Origin of the sequence: Streptomyces sp. NBC_00154 (assembly GCF_026342835.1) — a bacterium.
Taxonomy (GTDB): Bacteria; Actinomycetota; Actinomycetes; order Streptomycetales; family Streptomycetaceae; genus Streptomyces.
The window spans coordinates 1,155,293-1,173,811 of the sequence record NZ_JAPEMI010000001.1; the positions used below are offsets into that span (position 1 = coordinate 1,155,293).

The following is an 18,519-nucleotide window of genomic DNA, read 5'->3' on the forward strand; positions in this document are numbered from 1 at the left end:
CGGCGCCGGGACCCCGCGCCTCCTTCCGGGAATGGAGCGTGCGGTGTGGTAGTGACCGCCCACGATACAACCGACACCCGGAGCCGGACCCTTGTGGTGGCTATCTCCAAGTGCTAGAAATCTCAGCATTAGCTGTTTCAGTTCTTAGATAACTCTCCGTGGTGACATCGGGATCGACCGCTGCGCCGCTCCAGGAGGCACGGTCCGCATGCTCCTGCTCCCCACCGGGATGGTGGCGCCCACCCAGCGCACCATCCCCGACTTCGTCCTGGAACGTCCCGTGACGGCGGCCGAGGCCGTGGCGGCGGGGGCAACCCGCGGTGCGGTCTATGCACAGGGCTGCAGCGATCTCTTCGCGCAGTTCCGCGAGGGTCTCGACTGCCGGACCCTCGTGTCGCTGGAGCGCGTACCCGAGCTCGGCTCGGTCGAGTGGGACGGCTCGACGCTGGAGATCGGCGCCGCGGTCGATCATCACGCCGGCTCGCACGACGCCCGGGTGCGGGCCGCCCTGCCGGGTCTGGCCGCGGGCTGGGGCAGCATCGCCACCCAGCGGATCCGGCGGCGGGCCACCCTCGGCGGGAATCTGATGGCGCGACGCACCCGGTACGAGATGTCGGTGATGCTGGGCGCGCTCGACGCGGAGCTGGACTTCCTGACACTCGACGGGACGGTCACCGTCTCGCCGGCCGCACTGTGGGACCGGGCGGAGCCGCCGGGCGGTCTGCTGCGGGCGGTCAGGATCACGGACGTACGTCAGGTGTGGTTCGGGTACGAGCGCTCGATGCGCCCGCTGATGACGGTGGCCGCAGCGGTCCGTGTGGGGACGGTCACGATGGCGGTGGGCTCCGAGTACACCCGTCCGTACACCGTCGGCGCCCCGCTGGGCACCGACCCCACCGAGATCGCGGCCGCACTGCCCGAGGCGATCGGCGACGCGGCCGGGAGCGCCCGCTACCGGCGCCATGTCGCCGCGGTACTCCTCGGACGGCTGCTGGAACGACGCACCACCGGAGAGGGAACCCCCCGATGAACAGCGACATGACCAGTGACATGGGCACCCGGCTCACGATCGACTTCGCCGTCGACGGCCGGCCGCGCACCGAGCGGATCGCACCCAACACCGTTCTGCTCGACCTGCTCCGCGACCGCTACGGCATGACCGGTGTCAAGGCGTCCTGCGAGCGCGGCGTTTGCGGCGCCTGCACCACGTTGATCGACGGGACCCCCTCCGCCTCCTGCAGCGTCTTCGCGTTCAGCGTCGACGGCCGTGCGGTGGAGACCGTCGCGGGACAGGCCACGGGCGGGGAACTGAGCTCCGTGCAGCGCGCCTTCGCGGAGTGCGGGGGCTTCCAGTGCGGCTACTGCACCCCCGGCATGATCATGCTGACCACCGCCCTGCTGAGGGAGGACCCGGAGCCGGACGACGAGACGATCCGCTCCTGGATCTCCTCCAATGTGTGCCGCTGCACCGGCTATCAGATGATCATCGACTCGGTACGCAGGGCGGCCGAGCTGTCCCGTGACGACGAGCCGGCCCGTGACACCGAGGACGCCCGATGACCGGATCCCGCATCGGAACCCGCGACCGCCGCACCGACGCGACCCTCAAGGTCACCGGCGCCGCGCAGTACACCGCCGACATCCGGCTCCCCGGCATGCTGCACGCCAAGGTGCTCCGCAGCCCGCACGCCCACGCCCGCCTGGTGTCGGTCGACAGCGCCAAGGCCCGCGCCCTGCCGGGCGTGCACGCCGTACTGACCCGCGACGACCTCGACGGACTCGACCCCACCTACGGCTACTTCATCAAGGACCAGCCGGTCGTCGCCCTGGACCGGGTGCGGTACGCGGGAGATGTGGTGGCGGCCGTCGCCGCCGAGTCAGAGGCGGTGGCGCTGCACGCGCTGGAGCTGATCGAGGTGGTGTACGAGCCGCTGCCGGCCGTCCCCGACATCGAGGCCGCTCTCGCACCCGACGCCCCTGAGCTGTTCGAACAGGCTCCGCCCGGCATCGTCCCTCCCTATGGAACAGGGGCCTCCGGTCAGCTCCGGCCGCGGCCCAACGTCTGTTACGAGTTCCGGTACGAGACCGGCCCGGACTCCGTCTGGGACGACTGCGACCACATCTTCGAGGACTCCTTCACCTTCTCCCGGATGAATCACTTCCATCTGGAGCCGTTCGTGACGGTCGCGGATGTGCGCGGCGAGGAGATCGAGATCTGGGCCTCGACGCAGAACCCGTTCCCGCTGCGCAAGGAGCTGGCACGGGTGCTGCGCACCCCGGAGAGCCGGATCCATATCCATGTGCCGTATGTGGGCGGCGGGTTCGGCTCGAAGCACAACTGCAAGACCGAGCCGATCGCCATCCTGCTGTCGCGGGCGGCCGGCCGGCCGGTGCGCTACTGCCTGACGACGGAGGAAGGTTTCCTCACGCTCAGCCAGCACGCCGCCCTCCTGAAGGTGAGGACAGGCGTCATGGCGGACGGGACGTTCGTCGCGCGCGACAGCGAGGTGCTGCTGGACGCGGGAGCGTACTCCGACGGCAGCCCGCTGGTCGCGGAGAAGGCCTGCTACCGGATGCCGGGGCCGTACCGCTGGCAGCACATCCGTTCCTCCTCGTCGTGCGTGATGACGACGACCACACCGGCGGGTCCGTTCCGCGGCTTCGGGGCGACGCAGGCCACCTGGGCGTCCGAGAGCCAGGTCGACATGATCGCCGAGCGGCTCGGGATGGATCCGTACGAGCTGCGCATGAAGAACCTCAAGCAGCTCGGGGAGCCGTTCGTGCCGGGCGAGAGCGGGATCGACAGCGATCTCGCCGAAGGCCTGGACGCGGTCGCCGATGCGCTCGGCTATCAGGGGCGCGAGCGCGTACCCCATCGCGGGATGGGGCTGGCCATCGGTTTCAAGGACGGCGGAGGGGTGAACAAGCCCGCGCAGGCCCGGGTGAAGATCACGGCCACCGGCTCGGTCTACGTCAGCTCCGGCACGGTCGAGATCGGCCAGGGCGCCTCCACCTCGCTCTGCCAGGTCGCAGCCGAGGTGTTCGGCACGGATCTGGAGCGGGTGCGATACGCACCGGTCGACACCGATGTCACTCCTTACGACCAGGGCACCAACGCCTCGTCCGGTATGACGGTGATGGGCACCGCGGTACTCAGGGCGGCCCAGGACGCCAGGTCGAAGGTGCTCGCTTTCGCAGCCGAGCAGCTCCGCTGCGATCCGGCCGAACTGACCCTGCAGGACTGGACGGTACGCCGCGGGGAAGACGCACCGGTTCCGCTGCCGGGCCTGGCGGCGAGGGTCTTCGGCGGTACGGGGTACGAGTTCCACGGCGAGGGGTTCTTCAAGGCGCCACTCTCCTCCGACGCCCCGCTGGAGTCCCCCTGCCTCTTCTGGGAGATCGGCTGGGCGGGCGCGGAGGTCGAGGTCGACCCGGACACCGGAAAAGTGACGGTCCTGCAGCTGGTGGCCAGCGGCGATGTCGGCCGGGCCGTCAACAAGCTGCTCTGCCGTGGTCAGGACGAGGGCGCTGCCGTGATGGGGCTGGCGCAGGCGATGTTCGAGGAGATGCGGTACGAGGACGGCGCACTGCTCAACGGTGAGGCGCTGGACTACCGGGTGCCGATGGCCGAGGACCTCCCCGAGCGTTTCGTGTCGATCACCCAGGAGCAGGGGCACGGACCCGGCCCGTTCGGTGCCAAGGGGGCCGGCGAGGGCGCGATGGTCCCGGTCGCGGCGGCCATCGCCAATGCGGTGCAGGACGCCACCGGTGCGCGGGTGACCACCCTGCCGCTCTCCCCCGAGCGGGTCTTCGACGCGCTGCAGGCACTGCCGCGGGAGCGCACACAGCTGCGCTGACCCGCACCGCCCCGACCGGTCCATGGCTCATCCGCCATGGGCCGGTGAGTCATGCCCGTACCTCGCTCACCATCAAAATGCCTGTTCAGACGGGGTTCACTTCGTTATGAAATTTAAGTGCTTAGTTGTTGACCGCTAAGACACTTCTTTCTAAGGTCACCGCAACTCCTCTGTTCGCGGAAGGATCCCCATGTCAATCGTGGCCACCGGCCCCACCGTGAGCTCCATCTCGGCCAGGCTCGAACGCCTGCCGAGCTCTCGCTGGCACATCAAGGTCCGTACGCTCATCGGCGCCGTCACGTTCTTCGAGGCGTTCGACCAGTTGCTGACCGCCTCCGCACTGCCCGTCCTGACCGAACAGTGGAAACTGAGCACCGGCCAGGGCACGCTGATCGTCACCAGCGGTTCGGTCGGCATGCTGCTCGGCGCACTCGTCGCCGGCTGGCTCGGCGACCGCATCGGCCGGGTCCGTACTGTCGCGCTCGGCGTGGCCGTGACCGCGCTGGCCAGCCTCGCCGTCGCCGTCTCGCCCGGCTTCGCCCTGTTCACCGCCTTCCGGTTCGTCCAGGGGCTCGGCATCGGCGGCGTCGTGCCCGTCGCCGCCACGTACATCAACGAGATAGCGCGCGCCGACCACCGCGGCCGGTTCGTGCTGCTGTACGAGCTCATCTTCCCGGCCGGTCTGGCCTCGGCGACGCTGGTCGCCAGCTGGGTGGTGCCCAGCTTCGGCTGGCGTGTGATGTTCCTGATCGGCGCCCTGCCCGTGCTGCTGGTCGTCGTCCTGCGCCGCCAGGTTCCCGAGTCGCCACGCTGGCTGCTCTCCCGCGGCCGGGTCGAGGAGGCCGAGCAGGTCATCGCCCGGATCGAGCAGGACGTCGAGAAGTCCATCGGCGCGCAGCTGCCGGAGCCCGGCCCGGCGACAGCCGTCGAGACGGCCCGTGGCGGCCTGCGCGACCTGTTCACCGGCCGCTATCTGCGGCGCACGGTGGTCGTCTCGGGTCTGTGGTTCGTCGCGTACTACGTCAACCACGGCATCGCGACGTGGCTGCCCTCGCTCTACACCAAGACGTTCGGCCTCGATCTGCGCACCGCGCTGAACTACTCGCTGCTGAGCAATGTGACCGGGCTGATCGGCTGTCTCCTCGTGGCCCTGATCATCGACCGGGTCGGCCGCCGGATCTCGCTCACCATCGGGCTCGGCGGCGCGGCGGTCGCCCTGCTCTCGCTGGCCGTCTCCGGTGCCACCTCGGGCGGACAGGTCGCGGTCTGGGCGTCGGTCGCGACGCTCTTCGTCTTCGCGACCAATGTCAGCCTGTACCTCTACACACCGGAGCTGTACCCGACCCGCAGCCGTGCGCGCGGGGCGTCGTTCGGCGGGGTGTGGAACAGGCTCGGTGTCATCCTCGGACCGATCGTGGTCGGCGCCATCATCGGCTCGGGGGGCAGCCTGACGATGGTCTTCGCCCAGCTGGGCTGCATGGCCGTGGTGGGTGCGGTGATCGCACTGTTCGCGGTGGAGACCAAGGGGAAGACGCTGGAGGAGCTCAACTCCTGAGCCGCCTCCCGATACACCTACGGCTCCGGCCGGGACCGCTCTGCGCGGTCCCGGCCGGAGCCGTAGGTGAGAGAAGGATCAGCCGCGGTCGTACGCCGCGACCAGCTCGCTCGCCCGCTTCACATCGGCGGCGATCGCCACCAGCAGGTCGTCGAGCGAGTCGAACTTCGCCATCCCGCGGACGTACGCGAGGAAGTCGACGGAGACATGGAGTCCGTACAGATCAAGACCCACACGGTCGATCGCGTAGGCCTCCACCGTCCGCTCCGTGCCGTCGAACTGCGGGTTCGTGCCGACCGAGATCGCGGCGGGCATCGTCTCACCGTTCGCGTTCAGCCAGCCCGCGTACACGCCGTCGGCGGGGATCGCGGTGTGCGGCAGGGTCTCCACGTTCGCCGTCGGGAAGCCCATCTCGCGGCCGCGCTGTGCTCCGCGCACCACGATGCCCTCGACACGGTGCGGACGGCCCAGGATCTCGGCGGCGCCCGCCACATCGCCCTCGGAGACGAGCCGGCGGGTGAGGGTGGACGAGAACGGCTCGCCGCCGCCCGCCTCGCCGCTCACATACAGATCGATGACCTCGACGCTGTAGTCGTAGGTCGCACCGAACTCGGTGAGAAGCTGCACGTTCCCCGCGGCCTTGTGGCCGAAGCGGAAGTTGGGGCCCTCGATGACGAGCTGCGCCTGCAACTTGTCGACCAGCACCTTCACGATGAAGTCGGCCGGCGTCAGCTTCGAGAACTCGGTCGTGAACGGCAGGATCAGCAGCGCGTCCACTCCCAGCTCGGCCATCAGCTCGGCGCGCCGGTGGTGCGGGGCCAGCAGCGGCGGATGGCTGCCGGGCCGTACGACCTCGCTGGGGTGCGGGTCGAAGGTCACGACGACCGAGGGCACGCCCAGCTCGCGCGCGCGGTCCACGGCCCTGCCGATGATCAGCTGGTGTCCGCGGTGCACCCCGTCGTAGGAGCCGATGGTGACGACGCTGCGTCCCCAGTCCTGGGGGATGTCCTCCAAGCCACGCCAGCGCTGCACTGTGACCGCTCCTCGCCCGAACCTGTGTACGTGGGTTTACCTCTTATGCAGGTCTAAGACTGCCATGCCCCCGGCCCGGGGCCTGCATCGGCATCGTCATCGCGGTGGACAGGGTCTCCACGGTCCGCCGCGTACCGGGGCCGACGACGGCTGCCCACTCCTGCGGCGCATCGGCCAGCCATCCGGTGACCAGCTGGGCGAATCCGGGCACGTCGCGGGCCAGTTCGACCAGCCTGCGGTCGAAGCGGGCCGCTCCTTCGGGGGTGCGGACGAGCAGCATCCCGGTGCGGTGCACCAGCGCTCGGGTACGGACCGGCGCACGCCGGGCGGATCCGGTCGCCGCCGCACAGAGCAGTGCGTCGAGCACGACCGGGTCACGGTGGGCGCCCTGCTCGAACTCCAGCAGGACCTCCAGCAGCTCGGCGCGCAATGCCCCGGAAGCCGGGGTGCCGGGCGCGGCCAGCACCCGGGCGAGCGCGCCACGCACGGGTGCGGGGGCCGGACGGTCCCGCAGCAGGCCGCTCATCAGGGGCAGCAGCAGGGCGCGGGCGACGGGCCCGTGCTCCAGTCTGCGGTCGATGTACGCGGCAGCATGTGCACCGCCCTCCGGATGGCTGTCGACGTACGCCCGCACCAGACCGGCCGCGTGCAGGGCCAGCGCCGGGGCGTCGATCCCGGCGAGCGAGCGCAGCACCTCGCCCGCGCCGCCCCCGGGCCGGGTGAGCGCCTCGCGGATCGCGGCGATCACCGGCTCGCGATGGGTCGGCAGGGCGACGACGAGCTCGGCCGCGGACAGCTGCGGATCGCCCTGCACGAAGACCCGCAGGGCCTGCGGCAGATAGCAGTCCCGGGTCTGCGGATCGCGTACGAGGAGGGCCAGCGCGGCTCCGTGCAGGTCGACGTCGGCGGGGTGGGCCAGCAGGGCGAGCGCGGAGAGGCGCAGCAGTGCACGGTCGGCTTCGGCAGTGGCGTGCGGTGCGGTGAGGAGCCCGTACGAAGCGGCGGCGCCCCGTCGGGCCCGCCGGTCGCCATCGCGGGCCCAGCGCTCGACAGCCCGGCACAGGGCGGCCGGCTCGTCCTCGGCCAGCGCGACGAGCAGCTCGCCGGCGCGCGGGTGGACGGTCGCGACGAGGGCGTCGGTCAGATCGTCGACGGCCAGGTCACGACGGGCGTGCAGGAGCGCCTGCGCGGCAGCGGCGACGGTCGGCCGCATCGCCACACCGACCTCGGCGGGCAGCGGACGCTCATCGGTGAACCAGCGGCAGAGCAGGGGCTGCACGATCCGGGGCCGGGCGACGAGCCGCCTGGCCACCACATCCAGGAACCGCTCCCCGCCACTGTCCCCGCCCTCGTCACGACATGCGACGGCCTGGCCCCGTCGGCCGTCGCGGCCGCCGTCCCACCCGTCTCCGCGCGGCGGGCCGTCCGCAGGCACCAGCCGCCGCAGCAGGTCGATCCGGTCCGCCTCGGACAGCCGCAGCCGCAGCCAGAACCACGGTCCGAACTCGGCGTACGCCCCCAGCGGGTGTCGGCGATGCCCCGGACCGGGCGGGACATCGCGGGCGCCCTCCGGCTCCCCTGTCCCTCCCTCGGCGCCGGACCGCCGGACGATGCGACCCGCGAGAAGCCGCAGCACTTCGACGTACCGCCCGGCGTCGGGCACCCGGAGCAGTGTCTGCGACAGGAGGTGAGCGGCCCACCAGGAGGCGTCGCGCAGCGGGCCGACGTCCTCGGCCCCGCCGGGCCGGGCAGCGCCGCCGTCCGGACCGGCCGCAGCCGTGGGGATCCCGGTGCCCTGCCGCCGGGCGGCTGTGGCCGGGCCGTCCGTCCTCGTGGACAGCCGGTCCATGGCCTCGATCAGATCCGCCAGGCGATGGGACAGGGCGGCAGCGCCTTGCCTGCGGCCCAGGAGCAGGAGTGCCTGGATCACCGGGCCGATCCGATGGCGCGGTACGGGGAGCGTGCGGGGCTCGCGCGAGGACATCGCTCCCGAAGCCGCGTCGGCCCCCTGCACCTGCCCCCGCTCGGAGGCAGTCGACGCCCGGCGGCTCGTCCGCGGGCTCCGCTGGGCCGGAACGCGTGCCTCCGCCGCCCTGGCCCCACCGCCCGGATCCTCCTCGTGCCATCGGTGCACCAGCGACCGCAGCGCCGTGTCCAGGTCCAGGTGGGCGCCCTGCACCCAGTCCCCCAGCTCCTCGTGCGCGAAGCGGTAGCCCGCGCCCGCCGGGACCAGCAGGCCCTCGGTGAGGACCGCCGACGCCCATCCCGTGCGCCAGGGGAAGATTTCCTCGAACGCCGCGCGGTCCAGCTCCCCCTGCCCCGGCCCGAGACAGCGCCGCGCAGCCTCGTGGACCTGCCCCGTCACCCGGGCGGCCAGCCGCCGCACCGCAGTGCCCCTGAGCGCCGGACGGGACGCCGCCGCGATCCGGACCGCGATGCGCAGGCACATCAGGTCCAGGTGGGCGCCGAAGACGTCGTCCGTGTCCGGCTGTCCGGCCACGTCTCCGGGGAGCGCCGCGCGTACCTCGGCGAGCAGGCGCAGGGTGAGCGGATGCCGGTCGTGGCCGGGGGCCAGGGCGTCGGCCGGAATGGCGTACCGCTCCCTGGCACGCTCGGCCTGGCTCGCGGTGAGGTCGGCGAGTTCGGTGGTGCGGCCGGTGCCGGGCTCCGCGACGAGGCCGAGCACGACCTCGGGGCGTTCCCCGGCGGCCGTGAACGCCGTGAACTCCGCAGTGACGTCCGGGCGTTCGACCGGATCGGGCCGGGCCCCAGGACCGCCCGCGGCCCCGATGGACATCGCGGCGAGCTGCAGGGCACCGGCAAGGTTGAGGTCGCGTCCGTATCCGGGGACGGTCGTCGCATTGCGCCGCAGCAGCGCGCCCAGCGGTGCGTCGGTGCCCACGCCCACCAGCGGCACCGCGAACCCGGCGGCGGGGTGTTCGCCGCGCAGCGCGGTACCGACCACGGCGATCACCGCACCGCTGTCCGGATCGAGCACCGGCCCGCCGACCGCCGCCCCACGCAGCCGCAGTGCGTCTCTGCCGTCCGTGCCGAGCGCCAGCTCCATCGCGGCGCCGACCCGGTAGGAGCGGTCGGTCGCGGTGTACGTCACCGGGCCCACGCCCAGCACGCGCGCCTCACGCCAGCCGTGGGCGGCGATACGTACGTACGTACCGGCCTCGATCCGGTCCCGCAGCACGATCGGCAGCGGCTCCACGCCGAGCACGTCGAGTCCCCCGGTGCGTACCAGCGCGAGGTCCAGCTCCGGGAGCGCGGTGATCGCATCGGCCTCGACGCGGCAGCTGCGATCACCTGTCCCGTGCAAAACAAGTCGCAGCAGGCCGTCGACGGCTTCGTGACTGGTGACGACCGTGCCGCGGTCATCCGCGACGAACCCCGTCCCTCGCGGCCGGCCGGCCGGATCGCAGATACGCACCAGCGTCGACCGGTCCCCGCTTCCCATGGTCCGACGTTAGGTCGGCAGTGATCAGCGCGAGAACCACTCGGAGCAAACGCGCCCCCAAGTGCACCCCTGAATCACTCCGAGCGCCTGCTCGTGGGGGTGAATTCGCGGGTTCCGGTGGACAGACACCCGAGGGGGATCGTGGAGCGGGCACGGGGGGCTGCCCGCTCCACGATGAGGATCCGGCGTCCGGTGGCGATCCCGGCGCTGACGGCCGGCCGTCAGCCGAAGACGGCGAGGCTCTTGGCCTTGCCCTTCTGCTCCTCGACCAGCACCAGGAAGGTTCCGTCGGGCCCGAAGACCGCGACCGGTCCCGACGGGTACGAGGGCATGTCCAGCCGCACCCCGTTCAGCAGCAGCTTGGCCCGCTTCTCGTCCACGTCCCAGCGCGGGAACGCGGCGGCGGCGGCCTCCGCGACCGGCATCACGGTCAGCTCCTCCTGGTGCTGATCCAGCGTCCGCGCCGCATCGATGCCGTACGGACCGACGCGAGTGCGCCGCAGTGCGGTCAGATGCCCGCCGACACCCAGTCCGGCGCCGAGGTCACGGGCCAGGGCGCGGATGTAGGTACCGGAGGAGCAGACGACGGAGACGACCAGGTCGACGACCGGGGTCCCGTCCTCCGCGACCGCCTCGCGGACGTCGTAGACGTTGAAGGACGAGACCGTCACCGGCCGGGCCGGGATCTCGAACTCCTCGCCGCCGCGCACCCGCGCGTACGACCGCTTGCCGTCGATCTTGATGGCGCTGACCTTGGACGGCACCTGCATGATGGCCCCGGTCAGCGCAGCGACACCGGCGTCGATGCCCTCACGCGTGACACCCGACGCATCGGTGGACGAGGTGATCTCGCCCTCGGCGTCGTCCGTGACCGTGTCCTGGCCGAGCCGGATCGTGCCGAGGTACTCCTTCTCGGTCAGTGCGAGATGGCCGAGGAGCTTGGTGGCCTTCTCGACACCGAGCACGAGAACGCCGGTCGCCATCGGGTCCAACGTGCCGGCGTGCCCGACGCGGCGGGTGCGGGCGATGCCGCGCATCTTGGCCACGACGTCGTGCGAAGTGAAGCCGGACGGCTTGTCGACAATGACAAGGCCGTCCGGCGTCCTGTTCTGCTGTGTCATTCGGAGGCTGAGCCCTCGTTCTCGTCGGACTCGTCCGTTTCGTCCTCCGGCTTACGGTACGGGTCGGCGTCGCCCGCGTACTTCGCACCGGTGGACACCTCGCGGACCTCCGCGTCCTTGGCCCGCGCCTTGTCGAGGAGGTCCTCGATGGTGCGGGCGTTGTCCGGCAGGGCGTCCGGGACGAAGGCCAGGGTCGGCGTGAACCGGACCCCGGTCTGCCGGCCGACCTCGGAGCGGAGCACGCCCTTGGCGCTCTCCAGCGCGGCGGCGGAAGCCGCCCGCTCCTCGTCGTCGCCGTAGACCGTGTAGAAGACCGTGGCCTCCCGCAGGTCGCCGGTGACCCGGGCGTCCGTGATGGTCACGAATCCGAGCCGCGGATCCTTGATACGCCGGTCCAGGGTCTCCGCGACCACGACCTGGATGCGATCGGCCAGCTTGCGGGCCCGCGCGTTGTCGGTCACCGGTCCGTCACTCTTCCTTCTGGGTTGCTTACGGTCCGACGCTTCCGGGGTCCGACGCCTGCGCGTCGGACGGTGCCGCGTCGAACAGTTCTGACGTTGTTCAGTCTTCGTCGCTGTGCAGCCGCCGTCGAACCGACAGCAGCTCCACCTCGGGCCGGGCGGCAACCAGCCGCTCGCACCGGTCCAGTACGTCTGTGAGGTGTCCGGTGTCCCCGGAAACCATGGCAAGGCCGATCTCTGCCCTGCGATGGAGATCCTGTCCGCCCGTCTCCGCCGCACTCACCGCGTACTTGCGCTGCAGCTCGGCGACGATCGGTCGGACGATGGAGCGTTTCTCCTTCAACGACCGTACGTCGCCGAGGAGCAGATCGAAGGACAGTGTCCCCACATACATGTATGTCCGGATGTCCCGCCGGTTCGGGTTCGCGCCCTGCCAGTGCTTGGCAGGGACACAAGAACCGTACACGGAACGGCCGGGGCCGATCGACGGGAATACGACCCGTCGACCGGCCCCGACTGTTGAGGTACGGGTCAGCCTCGCGGCTTCTCGCGCATCTCGTACGTCGCAATGACGTCGTCGATCTTGATGTCGTTGAAGTTTCCGAGGTTGATACCGCCCTCGAAGCCTTCGCGGATCTCGGTGACGTCGTCCTTGAAGCGACGCAGACCGGAGATGTTGAGGTTCTCCGCGATGACCTTGCCATCGCGCAGCAGGCGCGCCTTGGTGTTGCGCTTGACCTCGCCGGACCGGACCAGCACACCGGCGATGTTGCCCAGCTTGGACGAGCGGAAGATCTCGCGGATCTCCGCCGTGCCGAGCTCGACCTCTTCGTACTCCGGCTTGAGCATGCCCTTGAGGGCCGCTTCGATCTCTTCGATCGCCTGGTAGATGACCGAGTAGTACCGGACGTCCACGCCTTCGCGCTCGGCCATCTGCTGCGCACGCCCTGCGGCGCGCACATTGAAGCCGATCACGATGGCGTCGGAGCCGGTGGCCAGGTCGATGTCCGACTCGGTGACCGCACCCACACCGCGGTGCAGGACCCGGATGTCGACCTCGTCACCGACGTCGAGCTGGAGCAGCGAGGACTCGAGAGCCTCCACCGAACCGGACGCGTCGCCCTTGATGATGAGGTTGAGTTCCTGGACCAGACCGGCCTTGAGCGCCTCGTCCAGGTTCTCCAGGGAGAACCGGACACCCTTGCGGGCGAAGTTGGCGTTGCGCTCACGAGCGGCACGCTTCTCGGCGATCTGACGGGCCGTACGGTCCTCGTCGACCACCAGGAAGTTGTCGCCGGCGCCCGGGACGTTGGTGAGACCGAGGACGAGGACGGGGGTCGACGGACCCGCTTCCTCGACGTTCTCACCCTTGTCGTCGAGCATCGCGCGGACTCGGCCGTACGCGTCGCCGACCACCATCGTGTCGCCGACCCGCAGGGTGCCTCGCTGGACCAGGACGGTCGCAACGGCACCGCGGCCGCGGTCGAGGTGGGACTCGATCGCAATACCCTGCGCGTCCTGCTCCGGGTTGGCCCGCAGGTCGAGCGAGGCGTCGGCGGTGAGGACGACAGCCTCCAGAAGAGCCTCGATGTTGAGGCCCTGCTTGGCGGAGATGTCGACGAACATCGTGTCGCCGCCGTACTCCTCGGCCACCAGACCGAACTCGGTGAGCTGACCGCGCACCTTGGTCGGGTCGGCACCCTCGACGTCGATCTTGTTGACCGCGACCACGATCGGCACGTCGGCCGCCTTGGCGTGGTTCAGCGCCTCGATCGTCTGGGGCATCACACCGTCGTTCGCCGCCACCACGAGGATCGCGATGTCGGTGGACTTCGCACCACGGGCACGCATGGCGGTGAACGCCTCGTGACCCGGGGTGTCGATGAAGGTGATCCTGCGGTCCTCACCGTTGACCTCGGAGGAGACCTGGTACGCACCGATGTGCTGCGTGATGCCGCCGGCCTCGCCCGCAACGACGTTCGTCTTGCGGATCGCGTCCAGCAGTCGGGTCTTACCGTGGTCGACGTGACCCATGACGGTCACGACCGGCGGACGCGAGACCAGAGCCTCTTCGCCGCCCTCGTCCTCGCCGAACTCGATGTCGAAGGACTCGAGCAGCTCGCGGTCCTCCTCCTCCGGGCTGACGATCTCGAGGATGTAGTTCATCTCGTCGGCCAGCAGCTTCAGAGTCTCGTCGGAGACGGACTGCGTGGCAGTGACCATCTCGCCGAGGTTCATCATCACGGCGACGAGCGACGCCGGGTTGGCGTTGATCTTCTCCGCGAAGTCGGTGAGGGAGGCACCGCGCGACAGCCGGACAGCCTGTCCGTTGCCGCGAGGCAGCATGACGCCGCCCACCGACGGGGCCTGCATGGCCTCGTACTCCTGGCGCCTCTGCCGCTTCGACTTGCGACCACGACGCGCGGGACCGCCGGGACGGCCGAACGCACCCTGTGTGCCACCACGGCCACCGGGGCCGCCGGGGCGTCCACCGAAGCCGGGACGACCGCCGAAGCCGCCGCCACCACCGGGACGGCCTGCGCCGCCACCGCCACCGCCGCCACCGGGACGACCGGCGAAACCGCCGCCACCGCCACCGGGACCGGCCGGACGGCCGGCGAAGCCGCCGCCGGGACGACCTGCACCGCCACCGCCACCGGGACGGCCTGCGCCGCCACCGGGACCACGGCCACCGCCGGGGCCACCACCGGGACGCGGGCCGGCAGCGGGACGCTGCGGCATCATGCCGGGGTTCGGACGGTTACCACCGGGCGCACCGCCCGGACGCGGAGCCTGCGGACGGGGCATGCCGCCCGGAGTCGGACGGGCACCGCCCTGACCCTGCGGACGCGGGGCGCCACCGGGGCCGCCCTGCGGACGCGAGGCGCCCGGACGCTCCTGGCCGCCACCGGAACGCGGGGCGCCACCGGGACGGGGTGCCTGCGGACGGGCCATGCCCGTCGAGCCACCGGAGGTGAAGGGATTGTTGCCCGGACGGGGACCCGCCGGACGGGAGCCGCCGGGGCGCGGGGCGCCCTGGCCTGCGGGACGGGCCGGACGGTCGCCGCCACGGCCACCGTCACGCTCGCCGCCACGGCCACCGTCACGCTGACCGCCGGCCGGAGCCGGACGGGCGGGGCGAGGACCGGGGGTGGCACCCGCGGGACGCGGGGCCTGCTGCGGCGCGGCCGGCTGGGCCGGGGCCGGAGCGGAGAACTCTGCTGCGGGCACCGGGGTGACCGGAGCGGGCTTCGGCGCGGGCTTGGGACCCGGACGCGGGCCCGCCGACGGCGCGGAAGGCGCGGCAGCGGAAGGGGTGCTGCCGGGGGCCTCGGCTGCGGCCGGCTTGGGGGCCGGGGCGCCGGGCTTCGGGGCAGCGGGACGTGCCGCAGCGGCCGGGGAGGGCGCTGCGGGCTTTACGGGCGCGGCCTTGCGAGGCGCGCCAGGCTTCGCAGCGGACTTGCCGGCGTTGCCGCCGGGCCCCTGCAGTGCGTCAGTCAACTTGCGTACAACCGGCGCCTCGATCGTCGAGGACGCCGAACGGACGAATTCACCGAGTTCTTGGAGCTTGGCCATGACGACCTTGCTCTCGACGCCGAACTCCTTGGCGAGTTCGTATACCCGGACCTTAGCCACTTCGCTCCTTTTAGGTCCGGGTTACCGCCGGACCGTCGCTACTTCATGGGCGTACTCATCGCGTACTCATCGAGTGCTCATCGCAATCTCGACCTACTTCCAACTCGCGAGGTACCTGACCGCACGGGGTCCCGTGCCGTTCTCGTTTCTTACGGTGTCACCCGCTCGACGTACCGCTGCACTTCCGCGGAATCGAGCGGCCCCTTGGCCTTGAAGGCCCGGGGGAATGCCCGGCGGCGAACCGCCAGGTCCAGACAGACAGTGACGGGGTGCACATATGCACCCCGGCCGGGCAGCGTACCGCGAGGATCGGGGACGCATGCATCCTCGTCCACCGCGATGCGCAGCAGCTCGCTCTTGGCCGCTCGCTCCCGGCATCCCACACAGGTTCGCTCAGGGCAAGCGCGGGCGTGCGTCCGGCCAGACACGGTTAAGTCTACCTCCCCGCACCGACCTCACCCCTTTGGGGCAAAAATCGAACGGATGTTGTCGTGTTCTCAGCGGCATGGAGCGGTGGATCTATTCCCCGGGGCCCATGTCGGTCCCGTGCTCCTGACCGTTTCGGGTCCATTTCCCGGACCGGACGGGTCCACCGTCCGGACGGGCGCCGGTCCACTCCTCGGACCGGCGCCGGCCGATTCCGTACCGGATCAGAGCCGGTCGGACCGCTCGCGGGCGCGCTCGGCCCGCTCCCGGTCGGCGATGTCCCGCTCGGCGTCGGTCTCGGTGTCCGGGCGGATGTCGATGCGCCAGCCGGTGAGGCGGGCGGCGAGGCGGGCGTTCTGCCCCTCCTTGCCGATGGCCAGGGACAGCTGGTAGTCGGGGACGGTGACCCGGGCGGACCGCGCCCCGAGGTCCACGACCTCGACCTTGCTCACACGGGCGGGCGACAGTGCGTTGGCGACCATCTCTGCCGGGTCGTCCGACCAGTCCACGATGTCGATCTTCTCGCCGTGCAGTTCGGCCATGACATTGCGGACACGGCCACCCATCGGGCCGATGCAGGCACCCTTGGCGTTCAGGCCCGAGCGGGTCGAGCGGACCGCGATCTTGGTGCGGTGGCCTGCCTCGCGGGCGATCGCGCAGATCTCGACGGAACCGTCTGCGATCTCCGGGACCTCCAGCGCGAAGAGCTTCTTGACCAGGCTGGGGTGGGTCCGGGACAGGGTCACGGACGGACCGCGCACACCCTTGGCGACCCGTACGACATACGAACGAAGCCGCAGACCGTGCGTGTACTCCTCGCCCGGCACCTGCTCCTGCACCGGCAGGATCGCTTCCAGCTTGCCGATGTCGACCAGGACGTTCTTCGGGTCCTTGCCCTGCTGGACGACGCCGGTGACGACATCGCCCTCGTGGCCCGCGTACTCGCCGAACGTCTTGTCGTCCTCGGCGTCACGCAGCCGCTGCAGGATGACCTGCTTGGCGGTCGTCGCGGCGATCCGGCCGAAGCCGGACGGGGTGTCGTCGAACTCCTTGGGCTCCTGGCCCTCTTCGAGGTCGGCCGGGTCCTCCTTCGCCCACACCGTCACATGGCCACGCTCGTTGAGCTCCACACGCGCGCGGCGGTAGCTCCCGTCGGTGCGGTGGTAGGCGATGAGGAGGGCCGACTCGATCGCCTCGACGAGCACGTCGAAGGGGATCTCCTTGTCCTGTGCCAAGCCCTTCAAGAGCTTCACATCGATGTCCACGGCTACGCCTCCTCTTCCTTCTTGTCCTTGCGGTTGAATTCGATCTCCACGCGCGCCTTGGCGATCTCGTCGAAGGCGACCCGGCGGGAAGTGGGCCTGCGGCCCTTGACGCCAGGCACTTCGAGGTCCAGCCCGTCGTCGTCGACCGCGATGATGCGGGCCACCAGTTCGCCGGCAGCTCCCTCGGCGGCCAGCTGCAGCTTGACCAGGCGGCCGGTGGCGCGTACGTAGTGGCGATGCTCCGTCAGCGGACGGTCGGCACCGGGAGAGCTCACTTCGAGGACGTACTCGTCCTCCCCCATCGCGTCGGTCTCGTCGAGCTTCTCGGAGATCGCGCGGCTCAGCTCGGCGCAGGCGTCGAGCTCCACGCCCTCGTCCGAATCCACGATGATGCGCAGCACACGGCGGCGGCCGGCCCGGGACACCTCGATCTCCTCGAGATCCAGCTCCTTGGCGCTGACGAGCGGTTCGAGCAGCCCGCGCAGCCTCTCGCTCTGGGTGGTGCTCATCCGGGTGACTCCTCGGCCGCGTGTGCTGTTGTGTGGTTCGTCGCGTGTCAGGTCAAAGGGTATCCGGTCCCGAGGGGTGTTGCCGTCCGCCGGCCGCTCAGCCGCGGGTACGCTCGCCTGCGGTGATCACTTCAGGACAGATCCTGTCAGGACAGATCGACACCCGAAGGAGAACAGGTGCGGCGCACGGGGACGACGCGCAGGGGTGCGCTCACCGCGACGGGGGCGATCGCCCTGGGGGCGGCGCTGACCGGCTGCGGGGACGGCGGCGGCAGGGAGGACACCACGATTGCCGACGCGCAGGCCGCTGCGGCCCAGGTGGAGAAGACCTTGCGGATGACGGCCGCCACGACGAGCCGGAACCTGCTCGTCCAGTATGACCAGGTCGTCAAGGCGCATCCGAAGACCGAGGCCGGACTCACACCGCTGCGGGACGCCGTGCAGGCACACACGACGGCGCTGGCGCAGGGCGAGGGCGGGGCGCTCGCCCTCTCGCGCCCGCCCGCCGCCGATGCGAGGGCCGCCGTCAAAGATCTGGCCGCGGCGGAGCGCCGTACCGCCGACGCCCATACGGCGACGCTCCTGAAGGCCCCTCCGGAGCTGGCCCGGCTGCTGGCGTCGATCGCCGCGGCGGGCGCCGCCCATGCCTACCTGCTGACCGAGCTGGCCAAGGAGACCTCGTCATGAGCGCGCAGACGCTGCAGGCGGCGCAGGCATCGCTGGCCGCCGAACATGCGGCGGTGTACGGGTACGGGGTGGTCGGCGGCCGGGTCTCCGACGGCCGCCGGGCGGAGGCCACGGCGGCTTACCACGCGCACCGGGCCCGGCGCGACGCGCTGGTGCGGACCGTACAGGACCTGGGCGGTGAGCCGGTCGCCGCGGATTCCGCGTACGCTCTGCCGTTCGCGGTGCCGGACTCGGCGGCGGCGGTGAAGCTCGCCGCACTGCTGGAGGACCGGATCGCGGACGTCTACTCCGATCTCGTACGGGCTGCCGGAGGGCCGCTCAGGCGAGAGGCGGCGGATGCGCTGCGGGAGGCCGCGGTGCGTGCGGTCCGCTGGCGGGGCAGCGGCGTAACCTTTCCCGGGCTTGCCGAGCGGTCCGCCGACGGAACCACCGGGACGCACCGGCCGACCGGGACCGATGCGACGGCAGGGACCACTGCGAAGGCCGGGGCGGGTCCGACGCACTGAA

General features: G+C 71.1%; 15 protein-coding genes. 6 read left to right on the forward strand and 9 right to left on the reverse strand.

What is annotated here, in order from left to right; all coding sequences use genetic code 11:
* The first annotated feature begins 208 nt into the window (after positions 1-208).
* The 4 genes from OHA03_RS05025 to OHA03_RS05040 all read left to right on the forward strand — a co-directional run bounded on the left by OHA03_RS05025 (position 209) and on the right by OHA03_RS05040 (position 5,412).
* A complete protein-coding gene (locus tag OHA03_RS05025; RefSeq protein ID WP_267001137.1) occupies positions 209-1,030 on the forward strand; it encodes an FAD binding domain-containing protein in 822 nt (273 codons plus the stop codon).
* On the forward strand, positions 1,027-1,560 hold the full coding sequence (locus OHA03_RS05030) for a (2Fe-2S)-binding protein (protein ID WP_267001139.1): 534 nt from the start codon (positions 1,027-1,029) through the stop codon (positions 1,558-1,560). The genes OHA03_RS05025 and OHA03_RS05030 overlap by 4 nt, the downstream gene beginning before the upstream one ends.
* Entirely contained in the window at positions 1,557-3,857 is a 2,301-nt protein-coding gene (locus OHA03_RS05035; RefSeq protein WP_267001141.1) for a xanthine dehydrogenase family protein molybdopterin-binding subunit, read from the forward strand. Before OHA03_RS05030 ends, OHA03_RS05035 begins: the two co-directional genes overlap by 4 nt.
* A gap of 190 nt (positions 3,858-4,047) precedes the next feature.
* Positions 4,048-5,412: an MFS transporter gene (locus OHA03_RS05040; RefSeq protein ID WP_267001143.1), complete on the forward strand. Its 1,365-nt coding sequence runs from the start codon at positions 4,048-4,050 to the stop codon at positions 5,410-5,412.
* Positions 5,413-5,490: 78 nt separating this feature from the next.
* On the opposite strand, the gene OHA03_RS05045 is transcribed toward OHA03_RS05040, so the two are convergent.
* The 9 genes from OHA03_RS05045 to rimP all read right to left on the reverse strand — a co-directional run bounded on the left by OHA03_RS05045 (position 5,491) and on the right by rimP (position 17,325).
* The gene (locus tag OHA03_RS05045; protein WP_267001144.1) at positions 5,491-6,444 is read right to left on the reverse strand and encodes a bifunctional riboflavin kinase/FAD synthetase; all 954 of its coding nucleotides are present in this window, start codon (positions 6,442-6,444) and stop codon (positions 5,491-5,493) included.
* 43 nt (positions 6,445-6,487) lie between these two features.
* Positions 6,488-9,907 (reverse strand): serine protease, encoded by a 3,420-nt coding sequence (locus tag OHA03_RS05050; RefSeq protein ID WP_267001146.1) that lies wholly within the window; start codon positions 9,905-9,907, stop codon positions 6,488-6,490.
* A 221-nt stretch (positions 9,908-10,128) separates the two neighbouring features.
* Complete coding sequence (truB, locus tag OHA03_RS05055; RefSeq protein WP_267001148.1) at positions 10,129-11,028, reverse strand: tRNA pseudouridine(55) synthase TruB; 900 nt, start codon at positions 11,026-11,028, stop codon at positions 10,129-10,131.
* Positions 11,025-11,489 carry a 30S ribosome-binding factor RbfA gene (gene rbfA / locus OHA03_RS05060; protein WP_267001150.1) on the reverse strand — a complete coding sequence of 155 codons (465 nt, stop codon included), beginning with the start codon at positions 11,487-11,489 and terminating at the stop codon, positions 11,025-11,027. Before rbfA ends, truB begins: the two co-directional genes overlap by 4 nt.
* Before the next feature lie 100 nt (positions 11,490-11,589).
* Positions 11,590-11,883 carry a DUF503 domain-containing protein gene (locus OHA03_RS05065; RefSeq protein ID WP_267001152.1) on the reverse strand — a complete coding sequence of 98 codons (294 nt, stop codon included), beginning with the start codon at positions 11,881-11,883 and terminating at the stop codon, positions 11,590-11,592.
* A gap of 137 nt (positions 11,884-12,020) precedes the next feature.
* Positions 12,021-15,125, reverse strand: a complete 3,105-nt coding sequence (gene infB, locus OHA03_RS05070; protein WP_267001154.1) for a translation initiation factor IF-2 — start codon at positions 15,123-15,125, stop codon at positions 12,021-12,023.
* A 149-nt stretch (positions 15,126-15,274) separates the two neighbouring features.
* The gene (locus OHA03_RS05075; protein WP_078879240.1) at positions 15,275-15,553 is read right to left on the reverse strand and encodes a YlxR family protein; all 279 of its coding nucleotides are present in this window, start codon (positions 15,551-15,553) and stop codon (positions 15,275-15,277) included.
* Between the two features lie 222 nt (positions 15,554-15,775).
* Positions 15,776-16,816 (reverse strand): transcription termination factor NusA, encoded by a 1,041-nt coding sequence (gene nusA / locus OHA03_RS05080; protein ID WP_267001160.1) that lies wholly within the window; start codon positions 16,814-16,816, stop codon positions 15,776-15,778.
* A gap of 2 nt (positions 16,817-16,818) precedes the next feature.
* Positions 16,819-17,325 (reverse strand): ribosome maturation factor RimP, encoded by a 507-nt coding sequence (rimP, locus tag OHA03_RS05085; RefSeq protein ID WP_267001162.1) that lies wholly within the window; start codon positions 17,323-17,325, stop codon positions 16,819-16,821.
* Between the two features lie 177 nt (positions 17,326-17,502).
* Here rimP and OHA03_RS05090 point away from each other — a divergent pair, with 177 nt between their 5' ends.
* Entirely contained in the window at positions 17,503-18,012 is a 510-nt protein-coding gene (locus tag OHA03_RS05090; protein ID WP_267001164.1) for a hypothetical protein, read from the forward strand.
* Complete coding sequence (locus OHA03_RS05095; protein ID WP_267001166.1) at positions 18,009-18,518, forward strand: ferritin-like domain-containing protein; 510 nt, start codon at positions 18,009-18,011, stop codon at positions 18,516-18,518. Before OHA03_RS05090 ends, OHA03_RS05095 begins: the two co-directional genes overlap by 4 nt.
* The last annotated feature ends 1 nt before the right edge of the window (position 18,519 follow it).

Bases quoted from the DNA above. Each gene is read 5' to 3' on its own strand.
- OHA03_RS05040 (WP_267001143.1), top strand. From the start codon at position 4,048: ATGTCAATCGTGGCCACCGGCCCCACCGTGAGCTCCATCTCGGCCAGG.
- truB (WP_267001148.1), bottom strand. From the start codon at position 11,028: ATGACACAGCAGAACAGGACGCCGGACGGCCTTGTCATTGTCGACAAG.
- rimP (WP_267001162.1), bottom strand. From the start codon at position 17,325: ATGAGCACCACCCAGAGCGAGAGGCTGCGCGGGCTGCTCGAACCGCTC.
- OHA03_RS05065 (WP_267001152.1), bottom strand. From the start codon at position 11,883: ATGTATGTGGGGACACTGTCCTTCGATCTGCTCCTCGGCGACGTACGG.
- OHA03_RS05095 (WP_267001166.1), top strand. From the start codon at position 18,009: ATGAGCGCGCAGACGCTGCAGGCGGCGCAGGCATCGCTGGCCGCCGAA.
- OHA03_RS05025 (WP_267001137.1), top strand. From the start codon at position 209: ATGCTCCTGCTCCCCACCGGGATGGTGGCGCCCACCCAGCGCACCATC.
- OHA03_RS05030 (WP_267001139.1), top strand. From the start codon at position 1,027: ATGAACAGCGACATGACCAGTGACATGGGCACCCGGCTCACGATCGAC.
- OHA03_RS05050 (WP_267001146.1), bottom strand. From the start codon at position 9,907: ATGGGAAGCGGGGACCGGTCGACGCTGGTGCGTATCTGCGATCCGGCC.
- OHA03_RS05035 (WP_267001141.1), top strand. From the start codon at position 1,557: ATGACCGGATCCCGCATCGGAACCCGCGACCGCCGCACCGACGCGACC.